The organism is Mucilaginibacter sp. (assembly GCF_039925265.1).
Taxonomy (GTDB): domain Bacteria; phylum Bacteroidota; class Bacteroidia; order Sphingobacteriales; family Sphingobacteriaceae; genus Mucilaginibacter.
Window position 1 is genome coordinate 67,865 of sequence record NZ_JBDSZG010000047.1, and the last position, 19,785, is coordinate 87,649.

Annotated in this window: 19 protein-coding genes; 10 read left to right on the forward strand and 9 right to left on the reverse strand. The window is 45.1% G+C overall.

The window, feature by feature from the left end:
• Positions 1–50: 50 nt before the first annotated feature.
• From ABIX36_RS21760 to ABIX36_RS21780, 5 genes are all read left to right on the forward strand, one after another.
• Positions 51–407: a hypothetical protein gene (locus tag ABIX36_RS21760; protein ID WP_348084276.1), complete on the forward strand. Its 357-nt coding sequence runs from the start codon at positions 51–53 to the stop codon at positions 405–407.
• Positions 408–841: 434 nt separating this feature from the next.
• Positions 842–1,120 (forward strand): 30S ribosomal protein S15, encoded by a 279-nt coding sequence (gene rpsO / locus ABIX36_RS21765; RefSeq protein ID WP_128536456.1) that lies wholly within the window; start codon positions 842–844, stop codon positions 1,118–1,120.
• Between the two features lie 220 nt (positions 1,121–1,340).
• The gene (gene pnp / locus ABIX36_RS21770) at positions 1,341–3,467 is read left to right on the forward strand and encodes a polyribonucleotide nucleotidyltransferase (RefSeq protein ID WP_348084277.1); all 2,127 of its coding nucleotides are present in this window, start codon (positions 1,341–1,343) and stop codon (positions 3,465–3,467) included.
• Positions 3,468–3,626: 159 nt separating this feature from the next.
• Positions 3,627–3,896: a hypothetical protein gene (locus tag ABIX36_RS21775; RefSeq protein WP_128536454.1), complete on the forward strand. Its 270-nt coding sequence runs from the start codon at positions 3,627–3,629 to the stop codon at positions 3,894–3,896.
• Between the two features lie 96 nt (positions 3,897–3,992).
• Positions 3,993–5,192, forward strand: coding sequence for an erythromycin esterase family protein (locus ABIX36_RS21780; RefSeq protein WP_348084278.1), 1,200 nt, complete (start codon positions 3,993–3,995; stop codon positions 5,190–5,192).
• Positions 5,193–5,209: 17 nt separating this feature from the next.
• Here the strand turns inward: ABIX36_RS21780 and ABIX36_RS21785 are convergent, their stop codons facing one another.
• The 3 genes from ABIX36_RS21785 to ABIX36_RS21795 are packed head-to-tail and all read right to left on the reverse strand — an operon-like array spanning position 5,210 to position 7,649.
• On the reverse strand, positions 5,210–5,845 hold the full coding sequence (locus ABIX36_RS21785; RefSeq protein WP_348084279.1) for a uridine kinase: 636 nt from the start codon (positions 5,843–5,845) through the stop codon (positions 5,210–5,212).
• On the reverse strand, positions 5,838–6,878 hold the full coding sequence (locus ABIX36_RS21790; RefSeq protein WP_348084280.1) for a LysM peptidoglycan-binding domain-containing protein: 1,041 nt from the start codon (positions 6,876–6,878) through the stop codon (positions 5,838–5,840). The genes ABIX36_RS21785 and ABIX36_RS21790 overlap by 8 nt, the downstream gene beginning before the upstream one ends.
• A 21-nt stretch (positions 6,879–6,899) precedes the next feature.
• Positions 6,900–7,649 (reverse strand): DUF4905 domain-containing protein, encoded by a 750-nt coding sequence (locus tag ABIX36_RS21795; RefSeq protein ID WP_348084281.1) that lies wholly within the window; start codon positions 7,647–7,649, stop codon positions 6,900–6,902.
• A 108-nt stretch (positions 7,650–7,757) separates the two neighbouring features.
• On the opposite strand from ABIX36_RS21795, the gene ABIX36_RS21800 reads away from it, so the two are divergent.
• Positions 7,758–8,237, forward strand: coding sequence for a DNA starvation/stationary phase protection protein (locus ABIX36_RS21800; RefSeq protein ID WP_348084282.1), 480 nt, complete (start codon positions 7,758–7,760; stop codon positions 8,235–8,237).
• Between the two features lie 173 nt (positions 8,238–8,410).
• Here the strand turns inward: ABIX36_RS21800 and ABIX36_RS21805 are convergent, their stop codons facing one another.
• Together ABIX36_RS21805 and ABIX36_RS21810 are read right to left on the reverse strand one after the other, a co-directional pair.
• Entirely contained in the window at positions 8,411–9,895 is a 1,485-nt protein-coding gene (locus tag ABIX36_RS21805) for a hypothetical protein (RefSeq protein WP_348084283.1), read from the reverse strand.
• 24 nt (positions 9,896–9,919) lie between these two features.
• Positions 9,920–10,870, reverse strand: coding sequence for a hypothetical protein (locus ABIX36_RS21810; protein WP_348084284.1), 951 nt, complete (start codon positions 10,868–10,870; stop codon positions 9,920–9,922).
• 106 nt (positions 10,871–10,976) lie between these two features.
• On the opposite strand from ABIX36_RS21810, the gene proS reads away from it, so the two are divergent.
• The 3 genes from proS to ABIX36_RS21825 all read left to right on the forward strand — a co-directional run bounded on the left by proS (position 10,977) and on the right by ABIX36_RS21825 (position 14,622).
• Entirely contained in the window at positions 10,977–12,449 is a 1,473-nt protein-coding gene (proS, locus tag ABIX36_RS21815; RefSeq protein ID WP_348084285.1) for a proline--tRNA ligase, read from the forward strand.
• Positions 12,450–12,514: 65 nt separating this feature from the next.
• Positions 12,515–13,675 carry a cystathionine gamma-synthase gene (locus ABIX36_RS21820; protein ID WP_348084403.1) on the forward strand — a complete coding sequence of 387 codons (1,161 nt, stop codon included), beginning with the start codon at positions 12,515–12,517 and terminating at the stop codon, positions 13,673–13,675.
• An 89-nt stretch (positions 13,676–13,764) separates the two neighbouring features.
• Positions 13,765–14,622 carry a TIGR02757 family protein gene (locus ABIX36_RS21825; protein ID WP_348084286.1) on the forward strand — a complete coding sequence of 286 codons (858 nt, stop codon included), beginning with the start codon at positions 13,765–13,767 and terminating at the stop codon, positions 14,620–14,622.
• Here the strand turns inward: ABIX36_RS21825 and ABIX36_RS21830 are convergent.
• The gene (locus ABIX36_RS21830; RefSeq protein ID WP_348084287.1) at positions 14,619–15,521 is read right to left on the reverse strand and encodes an NAD(P)/FAD-dependent oxidoreductase; all 903 of its coding nucleotides are present in this window, start codon (positions 15,519–15,521) and stop codon (positions 14,619–14,621) included. The genes ABIX36_RS21825 and ABIX36_RS21830 overlap by 4 nt on opposite strands.
• A gap of 153 nt (positions 15,522–15,674) precedes the next feature.
• On the opposite strand from ABIX36_RS21830, the gene ABIX36_RS21835 reads away from it, so the two are divergent.
• Positions 15,675–16,046: a DUF5655 domain-containing protein gene (locus tag ABIX36_RS21835; protein WP_348084288.1), complete on the forward strand. Its 372-nt coding sequence runs from the start codon at positions 15,675–15,677 to the stop codon at positions 16,044–16,046.
• Positions 16,047–16,117: 71 nt separating this feature from the next.
• Here ABIX36_RS21835 and ABIX36_RS21840 read toward each other — a convergent pair whose 3' ends face one another.
• From ABIX36_RS21840 to ABIX36_RS21850, 3 genes are all read right to left on the reverse strand, one after another.
• Positions 16,118–17,665 carry a DUF4394 domain-containing protein gene (locus ABIX36_RS21840; RefSeq protein ID WP_348084289.1) on the reverse strand — a complete coding sequence of 516 codons (1,548 nt, stop codon included), beginning with the start codon at positions 17,663–17,665 and terminating at the stop codon, positions 16,118–16,120.
• 52 nt (positions 17,666–17,717) lie between these two features.
• Positions 17,718–18,065 carry a hypothetical protein gene (locus tag ABIX36_RS21845; protein WP_348084290.1) on the reverse strand — a complete coding sequence of 116 codons (348 nt, stop codon included), beginning with the start codon at positions 18,063–18,065 and terminating at the stop codon, positions 17,718–17,720.
• Positions 18,066–18,337: 272 nt separating this feature from the next.
• Positions 18,338–19,396, reverse strand: coding sequence for a nucleoid-associated protein (locus ABIX36_RS21850; RefSeq protein WP_348084291.1), 1,059 nt, complete (start codon positions 19,394–19,396; stop codon positions 18,338–18,340).
• Positions 19,397–19,785 lie beyond the last annotated feature (389 nt).

Sequence of the window (19,785 nt, forward strand, 5' to 3'; positions counted from 1 at the left end):
TTGATTTGACAGTCTTTCAAGCGATAGGAGTGGAAACCCCGGATTGGTGAATGGTTGATAGCGCAGTGAATGGTTATGTTTATGGAAATTTTTATGCTATGTGTAGTTTGAAATTTGAATACCACAATCGTTATCAAACAGGTGAAGAGCCAATTGAAATTCCGGAGGATGCAAAGGCGGAATTTGAAGATCGTGCTTACGATATGTGGGCATCGATATGCGAAGAGTTGAATAGGACGGAAGGGTATATAAAAGGTTTTCTGTCGAAAAATGGGCTGTATGTTGAAAGCGGGCAGGTTATGGCTGTTGATTGGCTCACCGATTACTGCGTAGCTAACGATATACCAAACGCGTTTAAAATTACCAAGGTTTATTTGGATCCGCCTCCTTTTGATAATTTTGAATAGGGCATTAAGCCTGTGCCGCTTTCCCAGCGTTAGCGATGGGAGTGGAAACCCCGGAATGGAGCGCTGCTTCTGTCAGCAGCGCGAAATGAGGAGTTGGAACGGATAGCGCGGGCCGAAGGCAACGCCATAATTGGAGAATAGAGAGTGGTTGAATAGAGATTAGTTCCGTAGCTTGATTAATCTTCGGCGGCGTATATCTAAATAGGGGATGGCTGGGTCTCACCAATCTATGCCTAATAAACAATTATTCACATAATCAACGATCCGCCAAATACCCCTTCACTAATTTAAATCAACTCAATCAATTACTCACTTAATCAACCACTCATAGTCCTCCATGATCAACAATTAAAACCCCTTGCACATATAAAAGTTTAACCGTATCTTTGCGCCACAATTAATAGAATTTTAAACACTTTAATATTATTTACGTAATGTATTTAAGTACAGAAGCAAAGGCAGAGATCTTTGCAAAGCACGGTAAAAGTGCAGCCGATACCGGTACAACCGAAGGACAAGTTGCATTATTCACTTACCGTATAGCGCACTTAACAGGTCACCTTAAGAAAAACAAACACGATTTTTCTACCCAGTTATCGCTACAAAAATTAGTAGGTAAACGCCGCGGATTGCTGGCATACCTGTTCAAAAAAGATATCAACAGGTATCGTGCTATCATCAAGGCCTTAGCGCTGAGGGATATCATCAAGTAATCCTCCTGAATATTTTTCAAAAAGCCGTCCGCATTATGCTGGATGGCTTTTTACTTTTTGAAACCATGAGTTGCTGCCCCTTATAAACCTATAAAACCAGCCAAAATAGCTTCAAAAGCCGCGAGAGAAACCGGCAAAAACATACGCATCGAAACAATATACACACACACATAAACCGGGGTGCTCCTGAAGATGAAAAGTACCCCACAACACACAAAAGATGAGTTTAAACGTAATTAAAAAGGTAATTGATTTAGGTGACGGCCGCACCATTGAGATCGAAACCGGTAAACTGGCCAAACAGGCAGATGGCTCTGTAGTAATTAAAATGGGTGATACCATGTTGCTTGCTACCGTAGTATCATCACCAGACGCTAAGGAGGGCATTGATTTCTTACCTCTTTCTGTAGATTATCAAGAGAAATACGCTTCCACCGGCCGTATCCCGGGTGGTTTTTTACGCCGCGAGGCACGTTTGTCAGACTACGAGGTTTTGATCTCGCGTTTGGTTGACCGCGCATTGCGCCCAATGTTCCCCGAAGATTATCACGCTGATACACAAGTGATGATCTCTTTAATTTCTGCCGATAAAGACATTATGCCGGATGCACTGGCAGGTTTAGCGGCTTCTGCAGCATTAGCTGTTTCTGATATCCCTTTCAACGGGCCGATATCTGAAGTACGCGTTGCTAAAGTTGATGGCCAGTTGGTTATTAACCCAACCCTTACCCAGTTAAAAACTGCAACCCTTGAGTTTATTGTAGCAGGTAACCAGCACGACATCAACATGGTGGAAGGCGAAAGTGCCGAGATACAGGAAGCTGAACTGGTTGAAGCAATTAAATTTGCACACACTGCTATCAAAATACAGTGTTTAGCGCAAATTGAACTGGCTGAAGAAGTTGGTAAAACTGTTAAACGGACTTACAGCCACGAGCACAGCAACGAAGACCTTAAAAAAGCGATCTACGAAGCTACTTACCAGCAGGTTTATGATATCGCTTCTTCTGCTTCTGCAAAAGACGAGCGTTCTGTTAAGTTCAAAGAAGTACGTGATGCTTACATCGCTACTTTAGGCGAAATTGACGATATCACCAAATCGTTAGCTAAAAAATACTACCACGATGTTGAATACGATGCCATCCGTAACCTTGTTTTGGATGAAGGCAAACGTTTAGACGGCCGCCATACCAAAGAAATTCGTTCTATCTGGAGCGAAGTTGGTTACCTGCCATCTGCACACGGTTCTGCTGTGTTCACCCGTGGCGAAACCCAGGCATTAACCACCGTTACCTTAGGCGCTAAGGACGATGAGCAAATGATCGACGGTGCTTTCATCAACGGTTACCAAAAATTCCTGTTACACTACAATTTCCCTGGTTTTTCTACCGGTGAGGTTCGTCCTAACAGGGGTGCTGGTCGTCGCGAAATTGGCCACGGTAACCTGGCTATGCGTTCGTTAAAACGTGTTTTACCGCACGAAGATGAGAACCCTTACACTATCCGTATCGTTTCTGATATTTTGGAATCTAACGGTTCTTCATCAATGGCTACGGTTTGTGCCGGTACATTGGCTTTGATGGATGCTGGTGTTAAAATATCTAACCCGGTATCTGGTATCGCGATGGGATTGATCACTAACGAAATGGGTACTAAATACGCTATCCTTTCTGACATCCTTGGCGATGAGGATCACTTAGGTGATATGGACTTTAAAGTAACCGGTACCAAAAATGGTATTGTTGCTGTACAGATGGACCTGAAAATAAACGGTCTTTCTTACGAAGTTCTAACCAACGCTTTAGACCAGGCAAAAGAAGGCCGCTTACATATCCTTGGCGAAATGGCTAAAACCATTACCGCGCCACGCGAAGATTACAAACCACACGCTCCACGTATCGTTACCATTAAAATCGACAAAGAATTTATTGGTGCGGTTATCGGGCCCGGCGGTAAGATCATCCAGGAAATGCAACGCGAAACCGGTGCTACTATCTCTATCGAAGAGAAAGACAACCAGGGCATCGTACAGGTATTTGCCGATAACAAGGCCTCTATCGACGCGGCTTTAACCCGTATCCGCAACATCGCTTCTAAACCAGAAGTTGGCGAGATCTACGAAGGTAAAGTGAAATCAATTATGCCGTTTGGTGCATTTGTTGAGATCATGCCGGGTAAAGATGGCTTGTTACACATATCTGAAATTGATCACCGCAGAATTGAGACCATGGATGGTATCTTTAATGTAGGCGACGAAGTACGTGTGAAATTGCTTGATGTTGATAAGCAAGGTAAGTTGAAACTTTCGCGCAAAGTTTTACTGCCAAGGCCAGATTCAAGCAAATAATCTTCGTTATTTTATATGCAAAACCCTCCCAAAAGAGGGTTTTGCTATTTAATTAAAAATTTTTGTAAAAAATCAAAACAAAATGCAAATCTTAGCGGTACTTAATAGTATTAAGTAAAGTAACATTGAAAAACATTTAGCCGGATCCGTGTTTTGCAAATGACATCTACCACCAACGATCCTTTAGGTTTTCTCAATAATTCGCGTGGCATGGGGGACGGCCAGCAAACCGACCTGATACAGCAATTATTGTACGAAATTATAAGGGTTAAAGAGCTTATTACCTATTACGATTCCATCCCAAACGGGGCAGGGCAGCTCGGCTCTTCTATTTTGAACGAGTTGGTTACCGAAGCCTACAATTCCCTTGTTAATTACGATACCGTGCTGATGAAAAAATACTACGATCTGTTGCTAAACTGCGATTAGTTGTATTTTAACATTGTTTAAAATTTTATTTCGATTTTGTTTTATTTTCAGAACAATATTTCGTTAATTCGGAATTATTAATGAAAATATTTCCCCATGACGAAGCGCTTCTTCCTCAATCTCCTGTTTACCTGTTTTTCTTTCACTTATTGCTTCGCCCAACAATCATCGGTAATCTGGATAAATGAACATGCTTTACCAATAGACGGCGATAATCAAACAAAATATCTTGCTTATTTGGCTGATCAGCTAAAGGGTAATACTATTTGCGGTTTAGCCGAAGCATCGCATGGCACACACGAGTTCTCGGTAGAAAAAACACATATCATCAATTACCTCATCAGGCATGAAAACTATAAGTCCATCGGGTTTGAGTTTGGGCATTCGCCAATGGTGGCCATCAATAATTACCTGCAAACTGGCCAGGGCGACTTAAAGCAACTGATGAAGGCGCTCCGTTTGTTTGATAACCAGGAGATATTTGAACTGTTCCAGTCTATTAAGGCTTATAACGATGCCCAGGCCCCGGCCAGTAAGGTTGCCCTCTTTGGTTTTGATACCGATTATTTTGCGAGCGACATTGCCGCATCGGCGCTTTATTGCAGCAAATACCTCATAGCTAACCCGCAGCTTTACACCAATACAAAAGCTGCCCTGCCTGTTTTAGACAAGATAGCCGCTCCCGGGGATAATAATTTGTACGATCTATCTGATAGCGAAACGGGTGCTATAGGCAGTTTGAACAACGAAGTGAAAGTTAAAAGTAGTTCAGCCGAATTTAAAAAGCGCCTTTCGCTACTGTACCAGGGTACGCTGGGAAGCAACCCATTAGCAAGGGACGAATTTATGGCGGAGAATATTGCCGATTTTCAGCAGGCGAATAAAGCCAAAACCATTATTTGGGGGCACAATTTGCACTTAGCTAAAGATACCACCATGGCCCAATGTAAAGCGATGGGGTATTATGTAAGGAAAACATACGGCAAGCAATATTACGCTATTGGTTTTGATACTTTTAAAGGTAGTGTAACCGTAATGGATGGCGATGAGTTTGTAAAACACAATTTTGAAACAAAGCCCGCGTCTTTTTCGGCAGTATTTGCAAACGCAAAGTTTCCTGCCTTCTTTATAGCGTTCAGCAATGCCTACGGGGATCCCTTTTATAATGTTACCAATAACATCACCAATATTTACGCCAACTGGGGCAATAGCGGTACACTACCCATGCGGCCGGGAATCGATTTTGATGGGTTGATCTTTATAAAAGAAACTACTGCTTCTATACCTTTAAATTGAAAGAAGATCAACGGGAATTAAGCCAGCACCTTCTCTCGCAATTCCTGCGAAATTTCATCCGTTACTTTAAAGATATCATCCGCTACGTGCCCATTGTTAATGATCACTTTGGCGCACTTATCGCGGTGGGGCAGCAGGTACTCTTTATAAGCCGGTACAACGTGGTTTACCCATTTGTAATAGGCGTCTTCGTTAGAGTAACCGCGTTCGGCCAGGTCGCGTTTTAGGCGGCGACGGAGGGCTATGTCTTCATCGGCTTCGATGAAGATGGTCATGTCGAGATCATTTGCTATTTTTTGGAAGTGGAGGATAAACAAACCTTCCACAATAATGATAGGGGCGGGCTTTATCTCCAATATCTTAGGGACGATATTGGGGTTATTAAACGTATATTCCTTTTGGTACACGGTTTCCCAGCGCATCAACTTGCTGATATCGCTTTCAAACAGGTCGGCATCTATCGTGCTCGGCAGATCGAAGTTATAGAGTTTATTTTCCTCCTTGGTCATGTTATGCGCTACGGGGATATAATAATCATCCTGCGATACCAGGCACACCTCTTCGGGTGTAAAGTGCGCTAAAAAGGACTTCAAAAAAAAGGTTTTGCCACTCCCGCTTCCGCCGGCAACACCAATTACATAAGGTTTATTCATTAGGCGTACCGTAGCTAATGGTTACATGGAAACGTTTGTCGATCGCGCCGATAGATTCAGCAACATTTTTTGTCATTACGATCATTACACCCTGGGTTGACTGATTATCAGTAAAGCGGCCTACCACTTTTGCAAAGGTGCTTTTACCCGTCATAGGGTTGCTGATGCGCATCACCGTGCCAATAGGGGCGGTACGGTGTAATATCAATTTTTTATTAGGGTCCAGGCTGGTATCATCTATCCAGGTGGCCACACCTTTTTCGTTCTTTTCAAACAATCCGTATTTGCTGGCACCGGCACGTCTGTCGGCTAAAGAATCTGCCGGGGATGCCACATAGGTACTATCGCGTTTTGCAAGCGCGGAATCTATAGGATGGGCAGCAGGCGGCGGTGGCGGCGGGGTAGCAGGCACACCCGAACGGATGGTTAACACCTGGCCCGGTACAATGCTGCTTGTTAGTTTATTGGTTGCGGTAATATCATCCACCGTAGTACCAAAACGCTTGGCTATAGAGTAAAGCGTTTCCCCTGCACCTACCTTGTATTGCTGCACGGTAATGCCGCTTACGTTGCTGTTGGCTACTTCCTGGGCGGTTTTTTGCTCTATCTTTTGTTCGGCAGGTTTTACTGCAGGCGGGGTGGTTGTTGTAGATTGCTGGGTTACCACCGGTGTATTAACAGGCGGTGTAGTTACGGGTTGCTGCACCACCGGTTTAGTTTGCGGCTGTTGGGCCGGTGTAGTGGTTACTACAGCGGGTGCTGCTGCCTCGCCGCTAAAAGGGCGTTCAGTAGGTACTTTAATTATCTTGCCAATTTGCATACTGGCGTTACTGTTAAACTCAATAATGTTTTTTGGGGCAACGCCGTATTTGCGACCAATGGAGTAGTAATTATCTTTCGGATCCAGCTTGTGGAGGATCACTTTCTTGCCATTGAGGTTCTCCACCCCAACGGAATCAACCAGCGGGCGGGCAAATAACGATGCCGAAAGCGTAACGAGTATAGTGGATATTAACAGGATCTTTAACTTCATAATTAATTATTATACAGTATTTTAGAGGGGTAATACGATAATTTCTGTTTTGTTTTTAATGTATACCAGTGCATTTTTATGTAATACAAACGCCTCCGGTTGTAATTTTTGTATACTGGTGTTCAATAAATCGGTATACAACACTTCAATACCATCCATAATATATATGTGCTGTTGTAGCACACCGTTTTTTAACGCGTGCAAAGATACAATTCTATAGTTATTGTGATTAAGGTAATGCACTATATTTCCAAAAGGCTCGGCGGGTAACATCCCCGGAACAAATTGGTTTGCAGATGATATTGCAGGTATGACTATACTATTGGGTAAAGGTTTATCCGCGCCTTCATAACCACGCAGCACCTGCCCGGTTTTAATATCTGCCAGCAATAGTTTTTTCGGCAGAAGACTGGTATTGTAAACCACCGGTCCGTTAACGCTCAGATGGTCGAACGCGTAGCTGTAATTGCTCCAAAGCTGTGCGGATGTATTGGTATCAACGGTTATGATGCCTTTATGCTCGGGGCCGCTCTCGTGTTTGTAATAATGGAATAGGGCAACGCCGTTGTGAACAGCTTCTATACCGGTAAGCCAGCGTTCGTCCGTTTTAAAACCCTCAAAATAAATTTCGCCGGTATTGAGGTTGAGGGACGCGAAACTTACCTGTTTATCGGTTTGGTTGCGGATCTCTATCACCATTACGTCGGTAAGCTCATCTATCTCCATCCGCCAGATGGTGCCGCCGAATTGATGGCTGAGTAATGGTTGCAAAATTGTCATTTATGCTGCAAATATGGGCAATTATATCAAATGTGCTTACCTTTATAAACAATGCCGCTAAAGGCATGTTATCCACCAAAACATATACACAATTACACAATGGACGCTAAAGAGATCAGCTTAGAAGAAAAAAAGGTAAAACCGGTTGTAGACCACCTGAACGACCTGTTAGCTAATTACCACATCCACTATCAAAAATTACGTGGTTGCCACTGGAACGTAAAAGGCAAAAGCTTTTTTACCCTGCACGTAAAATTTGAAGAACTTTACACTGTGGCCCTTACCACTATAGATGAATTAGCCGAACGCATCCTCACCCTGGGCAAACCGCCATACAGCACTTTTAAGGATTACATCAGCCAATCGACCTTAAAAGAAATAAACACGATAGGTATGCTGGATACCGATATGGTGAAGGCGATCATAGGAGATATGGCTTCCCTGATAGAGATGGAGCGCGAGATACTGGAGATAACCGACAAAGCCGGAGACGATGGAACCAACGACATGGTGAACCGCTTTATGCAATTCAAAGAAAAGAACACCTGGATGCTTAGGTCGTTTGTGAACGAAGATTAAGTTGGTGAGCGGTGAATAGGGAGTGGTGAATAGTGAGTAGGAAAATTCGCCGCCAGCCACGTAAAGTAATGTCATAAAAAAAGCGATGAGAACGACTCATCGCTTTTTTTATTTATGTAGAAGTGAAAAACCACTCACCACTTTCTATTTACCACCTATTTACCACTCACCACTTAGAACCGGTATCCTAAAGTTAAAAAGCCGTTATTATTGGTCCTGTTTAGCAATACGCTTGGGCTTGCTGTGCCAATTTCATAAGGATATACTGTTTGAGTGCCTGTTGCGTGGGTGTAAGTTGCATCAACATAATAAGCACCAAAACGCAGGCCTACGCCACCGCTTACGGTTTTAATGTCGCTCGCGTTATCGTCACGGCGGGCTTTACCCTGTGTGCCGTAACCGCCACGCAGTAAAAAGAAACTGGTTAACCTTGCTTCGGCACCAACGTGGTAATTTACTGCCGATTGGTACAAGCTGCGGATGGAAGCATTGTCGCCTGTTGCATCAAAATCAGCGTCGCTGCTAATATGGGTGCTGCTATAATCTACATACTCTATATCGCCGGTAATAAAACCAAACGACTTTATAAATACCGATGCCCCACCTGCAAATTTCCACGGTGTACGCATATTATACGTTAACGAATAATTTTGCGGGCCATCTTCGTAACGCTGCCCGTTGCTAATATTGGTTGCAAGGCTTTCGCTGTACGAATCGTCGATGGTGTAATAAGTAGGCGAGTTAATCACCGCGCCTAAACGTACTGCCTCAACTGGTTTAAAAATAGCACCTATCCGACCGCTGAAGCCCGAACCGCGGGTGGTTTGGTCCTGCGAAAATTTGGAGCTGTAATCGCGAGTTACCGCAACCGGTGTAGGGGTGCCCTCTAATACTGATAATGCCCCGTCCTCATAAAAATTGCTGAACGAATTAAAGCGCACATCGGTAAAGCTTACGCCCAAACCAATATAAAATTTATTGCTGTAGTTGGCGCCAAAAGCAAAATCTAAAGCCGACTGGCCACCCGTGCGGGTGATGATGCTCTGCTGATCTACACCCGGGAAAGCGTTGCTTTTATAATTAGGGTTGGCATTTGTGCCGTAGTTATCTATCAGATTATGGTCGTAAGCGTTACCTGCTAAAGTACCTACATCAATGCCGTATAAATTTGCCTGGCCGGCGTAATAATCGTTAATGGAGTTTATGCCGTTGCTGCCCGCGTAATTAATATTTTCATAAAAATTGTTGGTGCGGCTGTAACCACCACCGTAGTTAAAACTCAGCCAGCCTTTGTTTCTGTCGGCACCTTTTGGGCGGTTTAATTGCTGGTATATTACAAAGGCAGCATGGTTTAAATTACCGGATGTTTTGGTATCCATACCGGGTGTGCTCTGGTAGATAGATTTTACCTTAATGTCGTTAAATTCAGGTGTTAAGCTCAATTCAGATTTGGTAAAGAAACCAAGGCCGGCGGGGTTGCCACTTACCGAACTTAGATCGCCGCCGATGGCTGTACCGGCGTTACCAACCGCTTTTATACGGGCCGTAGAGCCTGTTTGCCCTCCCGAGAAACGTATAGCATCCTGCGAATATTGGGCAAAACTATTTTTAGTGACCGCTACTATAGCGATCACACTGAGTAGATATTTTATTTTCATAAACTTTAGGTGTGTAAAAATGAATTATGGTCTTGTTGGCCTGCCGCCACCACCGCCTCCGCCGCTTGATCCGCTGCTGCTACCGCCGCCGCCACTGTTTGATGGAGGAGGAGAGTACGATGGCTGCCTGTCTGGCTGGCGTTCCGAGGTTGCCGGCCTCTGTTGTGGCTGGTAACTTTGGCCGCTTTCGCCACGCGTTCCCCGGGTAGGGCGTGCATTGCTGTAGCCGCCGGTATTGTTAGGACGTGTATTGCTGTAACCGCCGTTGCTACCGTTTCTGCTTGGCCTGTTAGGATAATAACCAATACCATTATTTGGGCTGCCTGTGTAGCCTATACCATTGCGGCCGCCTACACCAACACCCCGCGGGCTGCCGCTACCCCTGTTTGGGCGTGGAGTACCATAACTGCTGTTAGCAGATATTCCGCCCCAGTATTGGCCTCCATAGCCGTAACCATAACCGGTACCGTAGTAAGAGTATGGCGAATAGCCGTAGCCATAACCAAAGCCTCCGTAGCCGTAATAACCGCCGTACCCAAAGCCTGCATAGGGTGAAAACGCGCCATATCCGTAGCCAATTCCGCCATAAAAACCATATGGCGAACCATAAGGTAAAGTAAAGGGACTGTAGCCAAGTCCTATATTGAAACCGTAGTTGCCGTAATTGTATGGGTTGTAGTTGCCATAATAGTTATCGTAGTAACTAAAAGGGGAGTAGTATGCAAAGCGATTTATACGTGATGAGTAATCGTCGTAATAGTAGTAATCATCGTCGCCCTCCTCCTGGTATGCCGCTTCTTCGTCCTGGCGATACACGGGTTTTGGCGCGATGTATTCGGGCGATTCGCCTGCCGTGGCCTGCGAAAAGTATACGTCATCGCTATTTTTTTGATTGGATGCGGTTTTGTTAACGGAGCAGGAACTCAGCGCCATGGCGCCGATCATTGTGATTCCTAAGAGTAGGTTCCTTTTCATTTTGAAGAGAGTATAAAGTTCGAGTTCAAATAAACGTATAAATTTATAAATTTGGCAGTTAGTAATATTAATTATAAAGTCAAATTCTATTCCAATAAATCAGTATATGAGCAAAGGTGTTATTAGTAAAGACGAAGATTATTCGCAATGGTTTAACGACTTAATAATTAAATCTGACATGGCCGAATATTCGCCTGTCAGGGGGTGTATGATCATTAAGCCTTACGGCTATTCTATATGGGAAAAAATACAGGCCCAGCTCGATAAAATGTTTAAAGAGACGGGACATCAAAACGCCTACTTTCCTTTACTTATACCAAAATCTTTCTTCTCCAAAGAAGCCAGCCACGTGGAGGGTTTCGCTAAAGAATGTGCTGTAGTAACACACTACAGGCTAAAGAACGATGGAACCGGCAATATTGTTGTGGATGAGGACGCGAAATTGGAGGAAGAATTAATTATCCGTCCAACCTCAGAAACCATCATCTGGAACACCTACCGCGGGTGGATCCAAAGCTACCGCGATTTGCCTATTTTGGTGAACCAGTGGGCCAACGTAATGCGCTGGGAAATGCGCACCCGTTTGTTCCTGCGCACCAGCGAATTTTTATGGCAGGAGGGGCACACCGCCCACGCAACAGCCGAAGAAGCTGTAGCCGAAACAGAACAAATGCTGGATGTTTACGCCGAATTTGCCGAAAACTGGATGGCATTGCCCGTAGTAAAAGGCCGCAAAACCGCCAACGAACGCTTCGCAGGCGCGCTGGATACCTATTGCATCGAAGCTTTAATGCAGGATGGCAAGGCTTTGCAGGCAGGTACTTCGCACTTTTTAGGGCAGAATTTTGCCAAGGCATTTGACGTGAAATTTACTACGAGGGATAATAAACAGGATTTTGTTTGGGCCACCTCATGGGGTGTGTCAACCCGTTTAATTGGTGCCCTAATTATGGCCCACTCCGATGATGCAGGCCTGGTATTGCCACCGAAACTGGCGCCAATACAGGTGGTTATTGTACCGATATACAAACACCCGGAAGAACTGGATGCCATTACCGAATACGTAAAAGGTTTGACCAAAGAGCTGCGCTCTAAAGACGTTACCGTAAAATTTGATAACCGCGATACCCATCGCCCGGGAGCCAAATTTGCCGAGTACGAACTGAAAGGCGTGCCACTGCGCGTAGCCATCGGCAGCCGCGATATGCAGAATGGTACCGTAGAGCTTGCCCGCCGCGATACAAAAACCAAGGAAACCGTGCAACAGGACGGCCTGGCAGCGCATATTACCGCTTTGCTGGAAGAGATCCAGACTAACATCTACACCAAAGCATCAACCTTCCGTGCAGAGAATACCACAGAGGTAGATACCTACGAAGAGTTTAAACGCATGCTGGATGAGCAGCCTGGCTTTATTTCGGCACATTGGGATGGCACATCAGAAACCGAACAAAAGATAAAAGATGAAACTAAGGCTACAATCCGTTGTATACCTTTGAACAATAAGCAGGAAGAAGGCAAATGCATTTTGACGGGCAATCCGTCGACGCAAAGAGTGCTGTTTGCAAGAGCATATTAGGGAGTTCATAGTTCATGGTTGATAGTTCATAGTAACAGATCGGCTAAAACCATGAACCATGAACTATAAACCATCAACTAACGCACATGAAATTCGCAACAAAAGCAATACACGCAGGGCAGGAGCCCGACCCAACTACAGGCGCTATTATGACGCCGATATACCAAACCTCTACCTACTGGCAAAAAACGCCGGGGGATAATAAGGGGTACGAGTATTCGCGCGGCACCAATCCAACCCGCAAGGCGCTGGAGGATTGTTTAGCGGCTCTCGAAAATGCAAAGTTCGGACTGGCGTTTTCCAGCGGCATGGGCGCTACAGACGCGGTGATGAAACTCCTCGCACCCGGCGACGAAGTGATTACCGGTAACGACCTCTACGGTGGCTCGTACCGCATTTTCACCAAAATCTACGCTAACTACGGTATCAAGTTCCACTTCCTCGACCTGAAAGACCCTGACATCGTTAGCGAATACATCAACGATAAAACCAAGCTCATCTGGATAGAAACGCCAACAAATCCAACCATGCAGGTGGTGGATATCGAGGCTATCGGTAAGATAAGTAAAGCCAATAATTTACTGTTTGTGGTGGATAACACCTTTGCTTCCCCATATCTGCAAAACCCGATAGATCTGGGTGCAGATGTAGTGATGCATTCGGTAACCAAATACATTGGCGGCCACAGCGATGTGGTGATGGGTGCCCTGATGCTGAACGATGAAGAGCTTTACAAAAAACTTTGGTTCATATACAACGCCTGCGGCGCTACGCCTGGGCCGATGGACAGCTTTTTGGTGCTGCGCGGCATCAAAACCCTGCACCTGCGTATGAAAGCGCATTGCGAGAACGGCAGGGCAGTGGCCGAGTTTTTAAAAGATCACCCAAGGGTAGAGAAGATCTACTGGCCGGGATTCCCCGATTCGCCAAACCACGAGGTTGCCAAAAAGCAAATGCGCGATTTTGGCGGTATGATCTCCATCGTTTTAAAAGATGCCGACCTGCAGGAAACCTTCCGCATTGCCGGTTCATTTAAAGTATTCTCCCTTGCCGAATCATTAGGTGGAGTAGAATCACTCATCAATCACCCTGTGAGTATGACACACGGCAGTATCCCCAAAGCCGAGCGCGATAAAGCCGGTGTGGTAGATAACCTGCTGCGTTTAAGCGTAGGGGTTGAGGATATTGAAGATTTATTGGAGGATTTGAAACAGGCGCTGGCGTAATAGTATCGAGTATTTAGTATCAAGTAGCAAGACGGTGGAAACCTCATTTTTTTACTTGATACTTGATACCAGCTACTTGATACTCATCTATGAACGATAACCTCAAAGCATTCCTCGACCAAAAAGTATCCCAATACAACCGCCCCGAGTTTATCGCCAACGACCCGGTGAGCATCCCTCACCTGTTTACCCAAAAGCAGGATATCGAGATCATGGGTTTTTGGGCGGCTACACTGGCCTGGGGGCAGCGGGTTACCATTATCAATAAGTGCAAAGAGCTTATCACCCTGATGGATGGCGCACCTTACGATTTTATTATCAACCACCAGGACCCCGACCTCAAAAAGCTACTGCACTTTAAACACCGCACCTTTAACGATATAGATACGTTATATTTTATCTCGTTCTTCAGGCAGCATTACGAGCGGTTTGATAGTTTAGAAGATGCTTTCATGCCGAAGCCCCCCAGCCCCCTGAAGGGGGAGCCGAATTTTAATAAAGCAGCAATTCAAGAACTCCCCCTTCAGGGGGCTGGGGGGCTCGCGGCTGTAGCTCTCGATCATTTCCGTTCCTATTTCATTTCCCTGCCCGATTTCCCAAACCGTACCAAAAAACACGTGTCCTCTCCCTCACAAAAATCTACCTGCAAAAGGCTTTGTATGTTCCTGCGCTGGATGGTGCGAAAGGACGAGCAAGGCGTAGATTTTGGCATCTGGAACAAATTACAACCGGCCGATCTCATTTGCCCCTGCGACCTCCATGTAGACCGTGTTGCCCGCAAACTCAAACTCATCACCCGCAAACAAACCGACTGGCAAACCGCCCTCGAACTCACCCAAAACCTGCGCGAATTTGACCCACTGGACCCTGTAAAGTACGATTTCGCGCTGTTTGGTTTAGGGATAGAAGAACGCTGGGGGATTGAGGGCATCTTGCCGGAGTTTTAAAAGTCTTCCTGTATCAACTGGTGATTAATGAGTGCACCAGCCCGGTTACCTGCTGCAATGGCAATGGACAGCGACCTGAACATCGTCGTATTATCGCCGGCGGCAAACACACCGTTTACCGATGTTTGCTGCATATCATCTATCTTAATAAAACCTGCTTCGGTAAATTCGCAACCTAAAGCTTTGGGGAGGCCGCATTGCTGCTCAAAAGCAAGTTTAGCGTACATCGCATTTATACTCAGACTGGTGCCATCGGTAAAGTGCACTTCGCGAATGTAGCCGCCATCGTGCACCACTTGCTGTAAAGGTTTTTCGTTAATAATGATGCGATGACGGTGCAAGTCGGCAGTTTGTTGCATGGTAAGTTGCGATGGTCCGTTGGTGAGCAGGGTAAGCTCTTTTGTCCAGTTGTTAATTATTTTGCTGAATTCGTAGGCGGCTTCACCGTTGGCAAAAATAGCGGTGGGCTCGTTACGTACCTCGTAACCATGGCAATAAGGGCAATGCAGTACCGAGATGCCCCAGCAATCGGCAAAGCCCGGTATTTCGGGCATGGTATCTACAATTCCCGTGGCAAAAAGTAATTTTCTTGTAGTGAAGGTTTGGCCTTTGTCGGTTTCAATTTTAAACAAGTTTTCATCCCGTGAAGCTTTGGTTGCTATTCCTTTTTTGATGCGAATGGTAGGGTAGTTAAGCACTTGCTGCAATGCCTGTTGGGCAATATCCGCGGGCTTATGGCCATCATGGGTAAGGAGATTATGCGCATGCGGCGTTTGCCTGTTACACGGTTTACCGCTATCTAACACCAGTACATTTCTTATGGCCCGGCCAAGTGCCATGGCTGCGGATAACCCGGCATAGCTTCCACCAACTATAATTACATCAAAATCTGCTTTCATAAAGTAAATGTAAGTAAGTAATTTTCAAATGCAACAATGTTGCTTTTATTAAAGCAAAAAATGATTTTGAACTGATGTAGGTTTGGCTTAAAGTAAAAGATCTCCAGGCGTACCCGTTTGAAATTTTAGTTATCTTTAAACTAAAATCACAATATGCTACCTGCCGACGAACTTGCACTATCCGCCTTACTTACCGGAAAATCTGAGCATACTTTAATGTTGTTCCACTATTTCATAGCGCAGTTCAAAAACATTGGCGATGTAAAAGTAGAAGCAACCAAAACAATGATAGGGGTATCTAACGGGCATCACCGTATTGCCTGGGTAACGCAATTGGGCAAGAGTTTTATCCATGTAGTGTTTCCGTTTAAGCAGGAGTACCCGGATAATCTTTGTTTTCAAAAAATTGCGCAGGTGCCGGGGCAGGATCAATACAACCACCATTTCAGGATGGTTGCTGCTGAAGACCTGAATGAAGAGGTTCTCGGCTTTATGCAACTCGCGTATAACGACGAAAATAAATGATCGGTACAAAAAAAATTAGCCCCCGCGTAGAAAAACGCGGTGGCTAATTGTATAAATTTTAACGGGTTATTTTAAAAGCCTAAACCAAGCGTAAAACCGCTAAAGTTGCCGGTAAGCGTTGCACCTGCTGTAGCTGCGCCACTGGTTAAGTTAATGGTATAAATTTTGGTAACACCGCCTACGGTAAGCACCGCGTAAGCCGTGCCGCTGGTACTGCCAATATCAAAACCGTTAGCGGTACTCGCGGTAACACCCAAAGCGCCAACATCAACCAGGGTGCCGTTGTTAGGCGGATCCTGTTTTACAAGGCGGCCCGCTGATGCATCTATATCAAACAAAACCGTAGCCGTTGCGCCCGCAAAGTTGTTGGTATAAGCTGCAGCGCTTACAGATGAAGTTATGGGGTTAATTGCCAGGTCTACTGCTGCCACAGCGCCATCATTCGGGTTCAGTCGTAGGTTTTGGCCAAGGTTGCTTACCACTCGTATCCTGTCTACAGTAGGGTTAAAATCAAAACCAAAAGCGGTACCCAACAATGGTGTTGTTAACGTGCCCGTACCCACCTGTGTAGCTACGCCGGATGATGCATTAAGCGTGTACAACCTGCTGGTGCTTCCCAAAGCGTATAACTGGCCATTTACAGGGCGCATATCTACACCTAAAATGGTTTCGCCGGCTTGCAGGCCGATAATGGCTTTAAGTACCGGCGTTGGGGTAGCAGGGTTAAATATAGCAAGCTCGGTATTCGCGGTTACAGCGTAGGCAACCGGCTCGGTTGGTATTGCCAGGCCGATGATATTTGCAGGTAAATTATTTTTAACCCGCACAGCTTTGCCGGTAGTCAGGTCGATAGTGTATAGGCCCTGTTTGCTGGCTACGGTTAGTATGGCCAATGCTTTGCTGCCATCCGGACTGATATCGAAACCGCCGGTAGCTTCTGCATTTACAGTAAGCGCGCCAACTTCTACTAATTTGCCATCATTAGGTGGGTCTTGTTTATATAATTTATCGTTATTCAGGTCAATGTCAAATAATACGGTGCTTGCCGCACCTGCCCGGTTTTGCGTATACGCCACAGCGCTTACGCCCGGGGCCAGTGTAGAGCCGCTTATGGTCCCATCTGTTGCGGCAACCGTACCGGTTTCGGGATTAAGGCGCAGGTTTTGGCCATTGTAACCCACATAGCGGATCCTGTCAACCGTTGGGTTAAAATCGAAACCTGCACCGTAAATACTTGTGGTGATGGCAGGGGTAAACGCTGTTGCGCTCACGGCCCTTGCCACGCCAGTAGTGGTATTAATTATATATAGCCGACTGGTACTCCCAACAGCATAAAGTTGACCTGTAGCGGGCCTGAAATCCATCGCCAATAAGGTTTCCCCGCTTTGAAGGCCTGTTATAGGCGCGGTTGCAACAATGGTAGCCACATTTTTGGCGTTGAGCGTAAGCAGGCGGTTATCATTGGTAAGCGCAAAGAAATTCACGTCCGGGCCGTCGGTTTCCTCGGTAACCACAGGAGTTGGGAATGGGCCTGTATCGTTTTTACAGGATGATGCTAATAGTATAAAAGCAGCTGCGCATACGATGCCCAGCTTAACAGAAAGATTAAATGTTTTCATAATAGATTTTTATGTACAATAAATGTTGTTCTTATGCCCTATGGGCAATTTTTCAGCAGATGGGTTGTATATAAAGATCGGGCGGGGGCGAGGTGACTTTTAGGAAATGGGTGTTTTTGTAATTGTTTTGATAGCCGGTTGCGTGGCTCACCTGTGTGTACCATAGCAAATGCAACGCATCGTAATTTGTGGCACCCGTAAACTCTTTTTCCTTTTCGGTAGGCGAATTACTTTCGGTTTTCTTCTCGCTATCGCTTTCGTTAACCGATGTGTTTTCTTTATCGGCTATTTTGAGGCTCAGAAACACCGGTGCGCTAATTTTGAATCCTATTAATAAGATCAACAACATGCCGGTGGCTATGCGCAAGTAGATACGTGGATTATATATAGCAGCTATCACAAATGTTTAACAATTGGTAAATTGTTACAGATAGTTACGCAAATGCCAGGAATGGAGATTTAGAAAGGGCCTAAATAAAGTATTCGTTTTGGGAGTGAGGAGGTGAATTCTCTATGGTTTTACAGGCTCACCATGCCCCACCACACAATTTGTTTTGGTTAACTTGTTTCGGGACCCCACAGGGCAGGCTTCTACTTTGCGTTTGGGGTACCGAAATAAATTCGGCAAGACGTTGCTTTTTTGATTCTTCCGAATACCCACGGCACAGGTAACTACGCTTCTTCCTTGAAATAAACCTTGTAGTAATTCATCGATTTATCGTCGTCGAAACCCTTTTCTATCAGCTTGTTATCGCCGTGGATGTAGATGTGGAAGTTCTTATCCAGCTTTAGTACACTTTTATAAACCCGGGCCTGCTTTTTTACGGCGTTGCCGGATATTTCGAAGGAATCGCCGATTTTAGTATCAAACTCTTCCTCGTACTGGCTTTTAAAAGTTTTAAACGAGGCGATAGCTTCCGGATTGCTGATCACTTCTTCACTAAACTCGTCCAGGTCGAAGGTTTCTTTTTCCTTAAAGTACTTCATCGAACGGTTCAGCAAATCAATCTTATCGGCCTTGCTCATCTCAAATTCGTCGTCCAGTTTTTGGGTGACGAAGTTTTTGTAGATACCCAGCGTATTGCTGGTTTGGTTGTAGCTGTCGTTACGCACTTTCATTTGCAGGAATTCATCCTTCCAGTACACTGCAGCGTCCTGCCCGCCGGTTGCTTTATCAATAACCACCACTTTGTAGCCGTTCTCTTTTTCGATATTGAAGATGAGCACGCCCTTATCCAGCTTGTTGATGTTGATGGCGTCCTGCTCGTAATCCACTGCGAAACCGCCTTTGTCCGGGTAAACTTTGAGGTAGGTTTCCTTATTTTCCGATTTAAAGATGCCGATGCAATCCAGCGGGTTGCCTTCTATCTGCACTTTGTTGAAATACACCACGTACAGTTCGCCGCCTTTTATATTGGGATGGGTGCTCACGTTATAAAGATGGCGGGCAATGTCCTGCGCCGCTCTCTGAAAGTTTTCTTTATTCTCGAATACCTCTGTGGTAAAATGATGTATCTCGTTCAGTTCCAGGTTGCCGCTGCTGTGCATCAGGTGGTAAACCTCGTTCACTTTTTCGAAAGGCTTTAAAAAATATTGCAGCAGCAGGTTGGGGATAATGTCGTCCTGTAATTCCAGAGGGGTATCAGATAGTGCATACATTTCGTTTTGCGACTGGTTGCCCACGTGGTGAACTGAAATAGTATCAAGCGAAGCTTCAAAAAAAGTTACCATAATTATGGCGAAGGTAAAATTTTTAGTTCATGGTTGATGGATTAGTTCGTAGTTGGTGGTTCATAGTTCAGGAGGTTTTGCGACCGGTTTAAAGGTAGTAGCTGCTTTTTTTGCTATGAGCCATGAACTATCAGCTATCAACCATCGAACTGTTCCAACATTGGTGTTCCAAATTATTTACCATTTTTATTTAAATATTTGTTAATGAATGATTTACGCGTGTCACCTAAAGAACAGGGGTGTTCCAAAGTGTTCCACCAAAAACTATAAAATACTGATTGTCAATATTGTTTTAAAAATATGTGTTCCACAAATAGAAGTGGAACACCTGCACGTCCAATCCAATAATAAGGGACCAATTTCAAAATAAACCAGATGCGTTTGCCCCG

Excerpts from the sequence above, each read along its gene's own strand:
- ABIX36_RS21825 (WP_348084286.1), top strand. The coding sequence starts at position 13,765 with ATGAACGATAACCTCAAAGCATTCCTCGACCAAAAAGTATCCCAATAC.
- ABIX36_RS21785 (WP_348084279.1), bottom strand. The coding sequence starts at position 5,845 with ATGAATAAACCTTATGTAATTGGTGTTGCCGGCGGAAGCGGGAGTGGC.
- ABIX36_RS21780 (WP_348084278.1), top strand. The coding sequence starts at position 3,993 with ATGACGAAGCGCTTCTTCCTCAATCTCCTGTTTACCTGTTTTTCTTTC.
- proS (WP_348084285.1), top strand. The coding sequence starts at position 10,977 with ATGAGCAAAGGTGTTATTAGTAAAGACGAAGATTATTCGCAATGGTTT.
- ABIX36_RS21775 (WP_128536454.1), top strand. The coding sequence starts at position 3,627 with ATGACATCTACCACCAACGATCCTTTAGGTTTTCTCAATAATTCGCGT.
- ABIX36_RS21840 (WP_348084289.1), bottom strand. The coding sequence starts at position 17,665 with ATGAAAACATTTAATCTTTCTGTTAAGCTGGGCATCGTATGCGCAGCT.
- ABIX36_RS21790 (WP_348084280.1), bottom strand. The coding sequence starts at position 6,878 with ATGAAGTTAAAGATCCTGTTAATATCCACTATACTCGTTACGCTTTCG.
- rpsO (WP_128536456.1), top strand. The coding sequence starts at position 842 with ATGTATTTAAGTACAGAAGCAAAGGCAGAGATCTTTGCAAAGCACGGT.
- ABIX36_RS21835 (WP_348084288.1), top strand. The coding sequence starts at position 15,675 with ATGCTACCTGCCGACGAACTTGCACTATCCGCCTTACTTACCGGAAAA.
- pnp (WP_348084277.1), top strand. The coding sequence starts at position 1,341 with ATGAGTTTAAACGTAATTAAAAAGGTAATTGATTTAGGTGACGGCCGC.
- ABIX36_RS21830 (WP_348084287.1), bottom strand. The coding sequence starts at position 15,521 with ATGAAAGCAGATTTTGATGTAATTATAGTTGGTGGAAGCTATGCCGGG.
- ABIX36_RS21850 (WP_348084291.1), bottom strand. The coding sequence starts at position 19,396 with ATGGTAACTTTTTTTGAAGCTTCGCTTGATACTATTTCAGTTCACCAC.
- ABIX36_RS21805 (WP_348084283.1), bottom strand. The coding sequence starts at position 9,895 with ATGAAAATAAAATATCTACTCAGTGTGATCGCTATAGTAGCGGTCACT.
- ABIX36_RS21800 (WP_348084282.1), top strand. The coding sequence starts at position 7,758 with ATGGACGCTAAAGAGATCAGCTTAGAAGAAAAAAAGGTAAAACCGGTT.
- ABIX36_RS21760 (WP_348084276.1), top strand. The coding sequence starts at position 51 with ATGGTTGATAGCGCAGTGAATGGTTATGTTTATGGAAATTTTTATGCT.
- ABIX36_RS21810 (WP_348084284.1), bottom strand. The coding sequence starts at position 10,870 with ATGAAAAGGAACCTACTCTTAGGAATCACAATGATCGGCGCCATGGCG.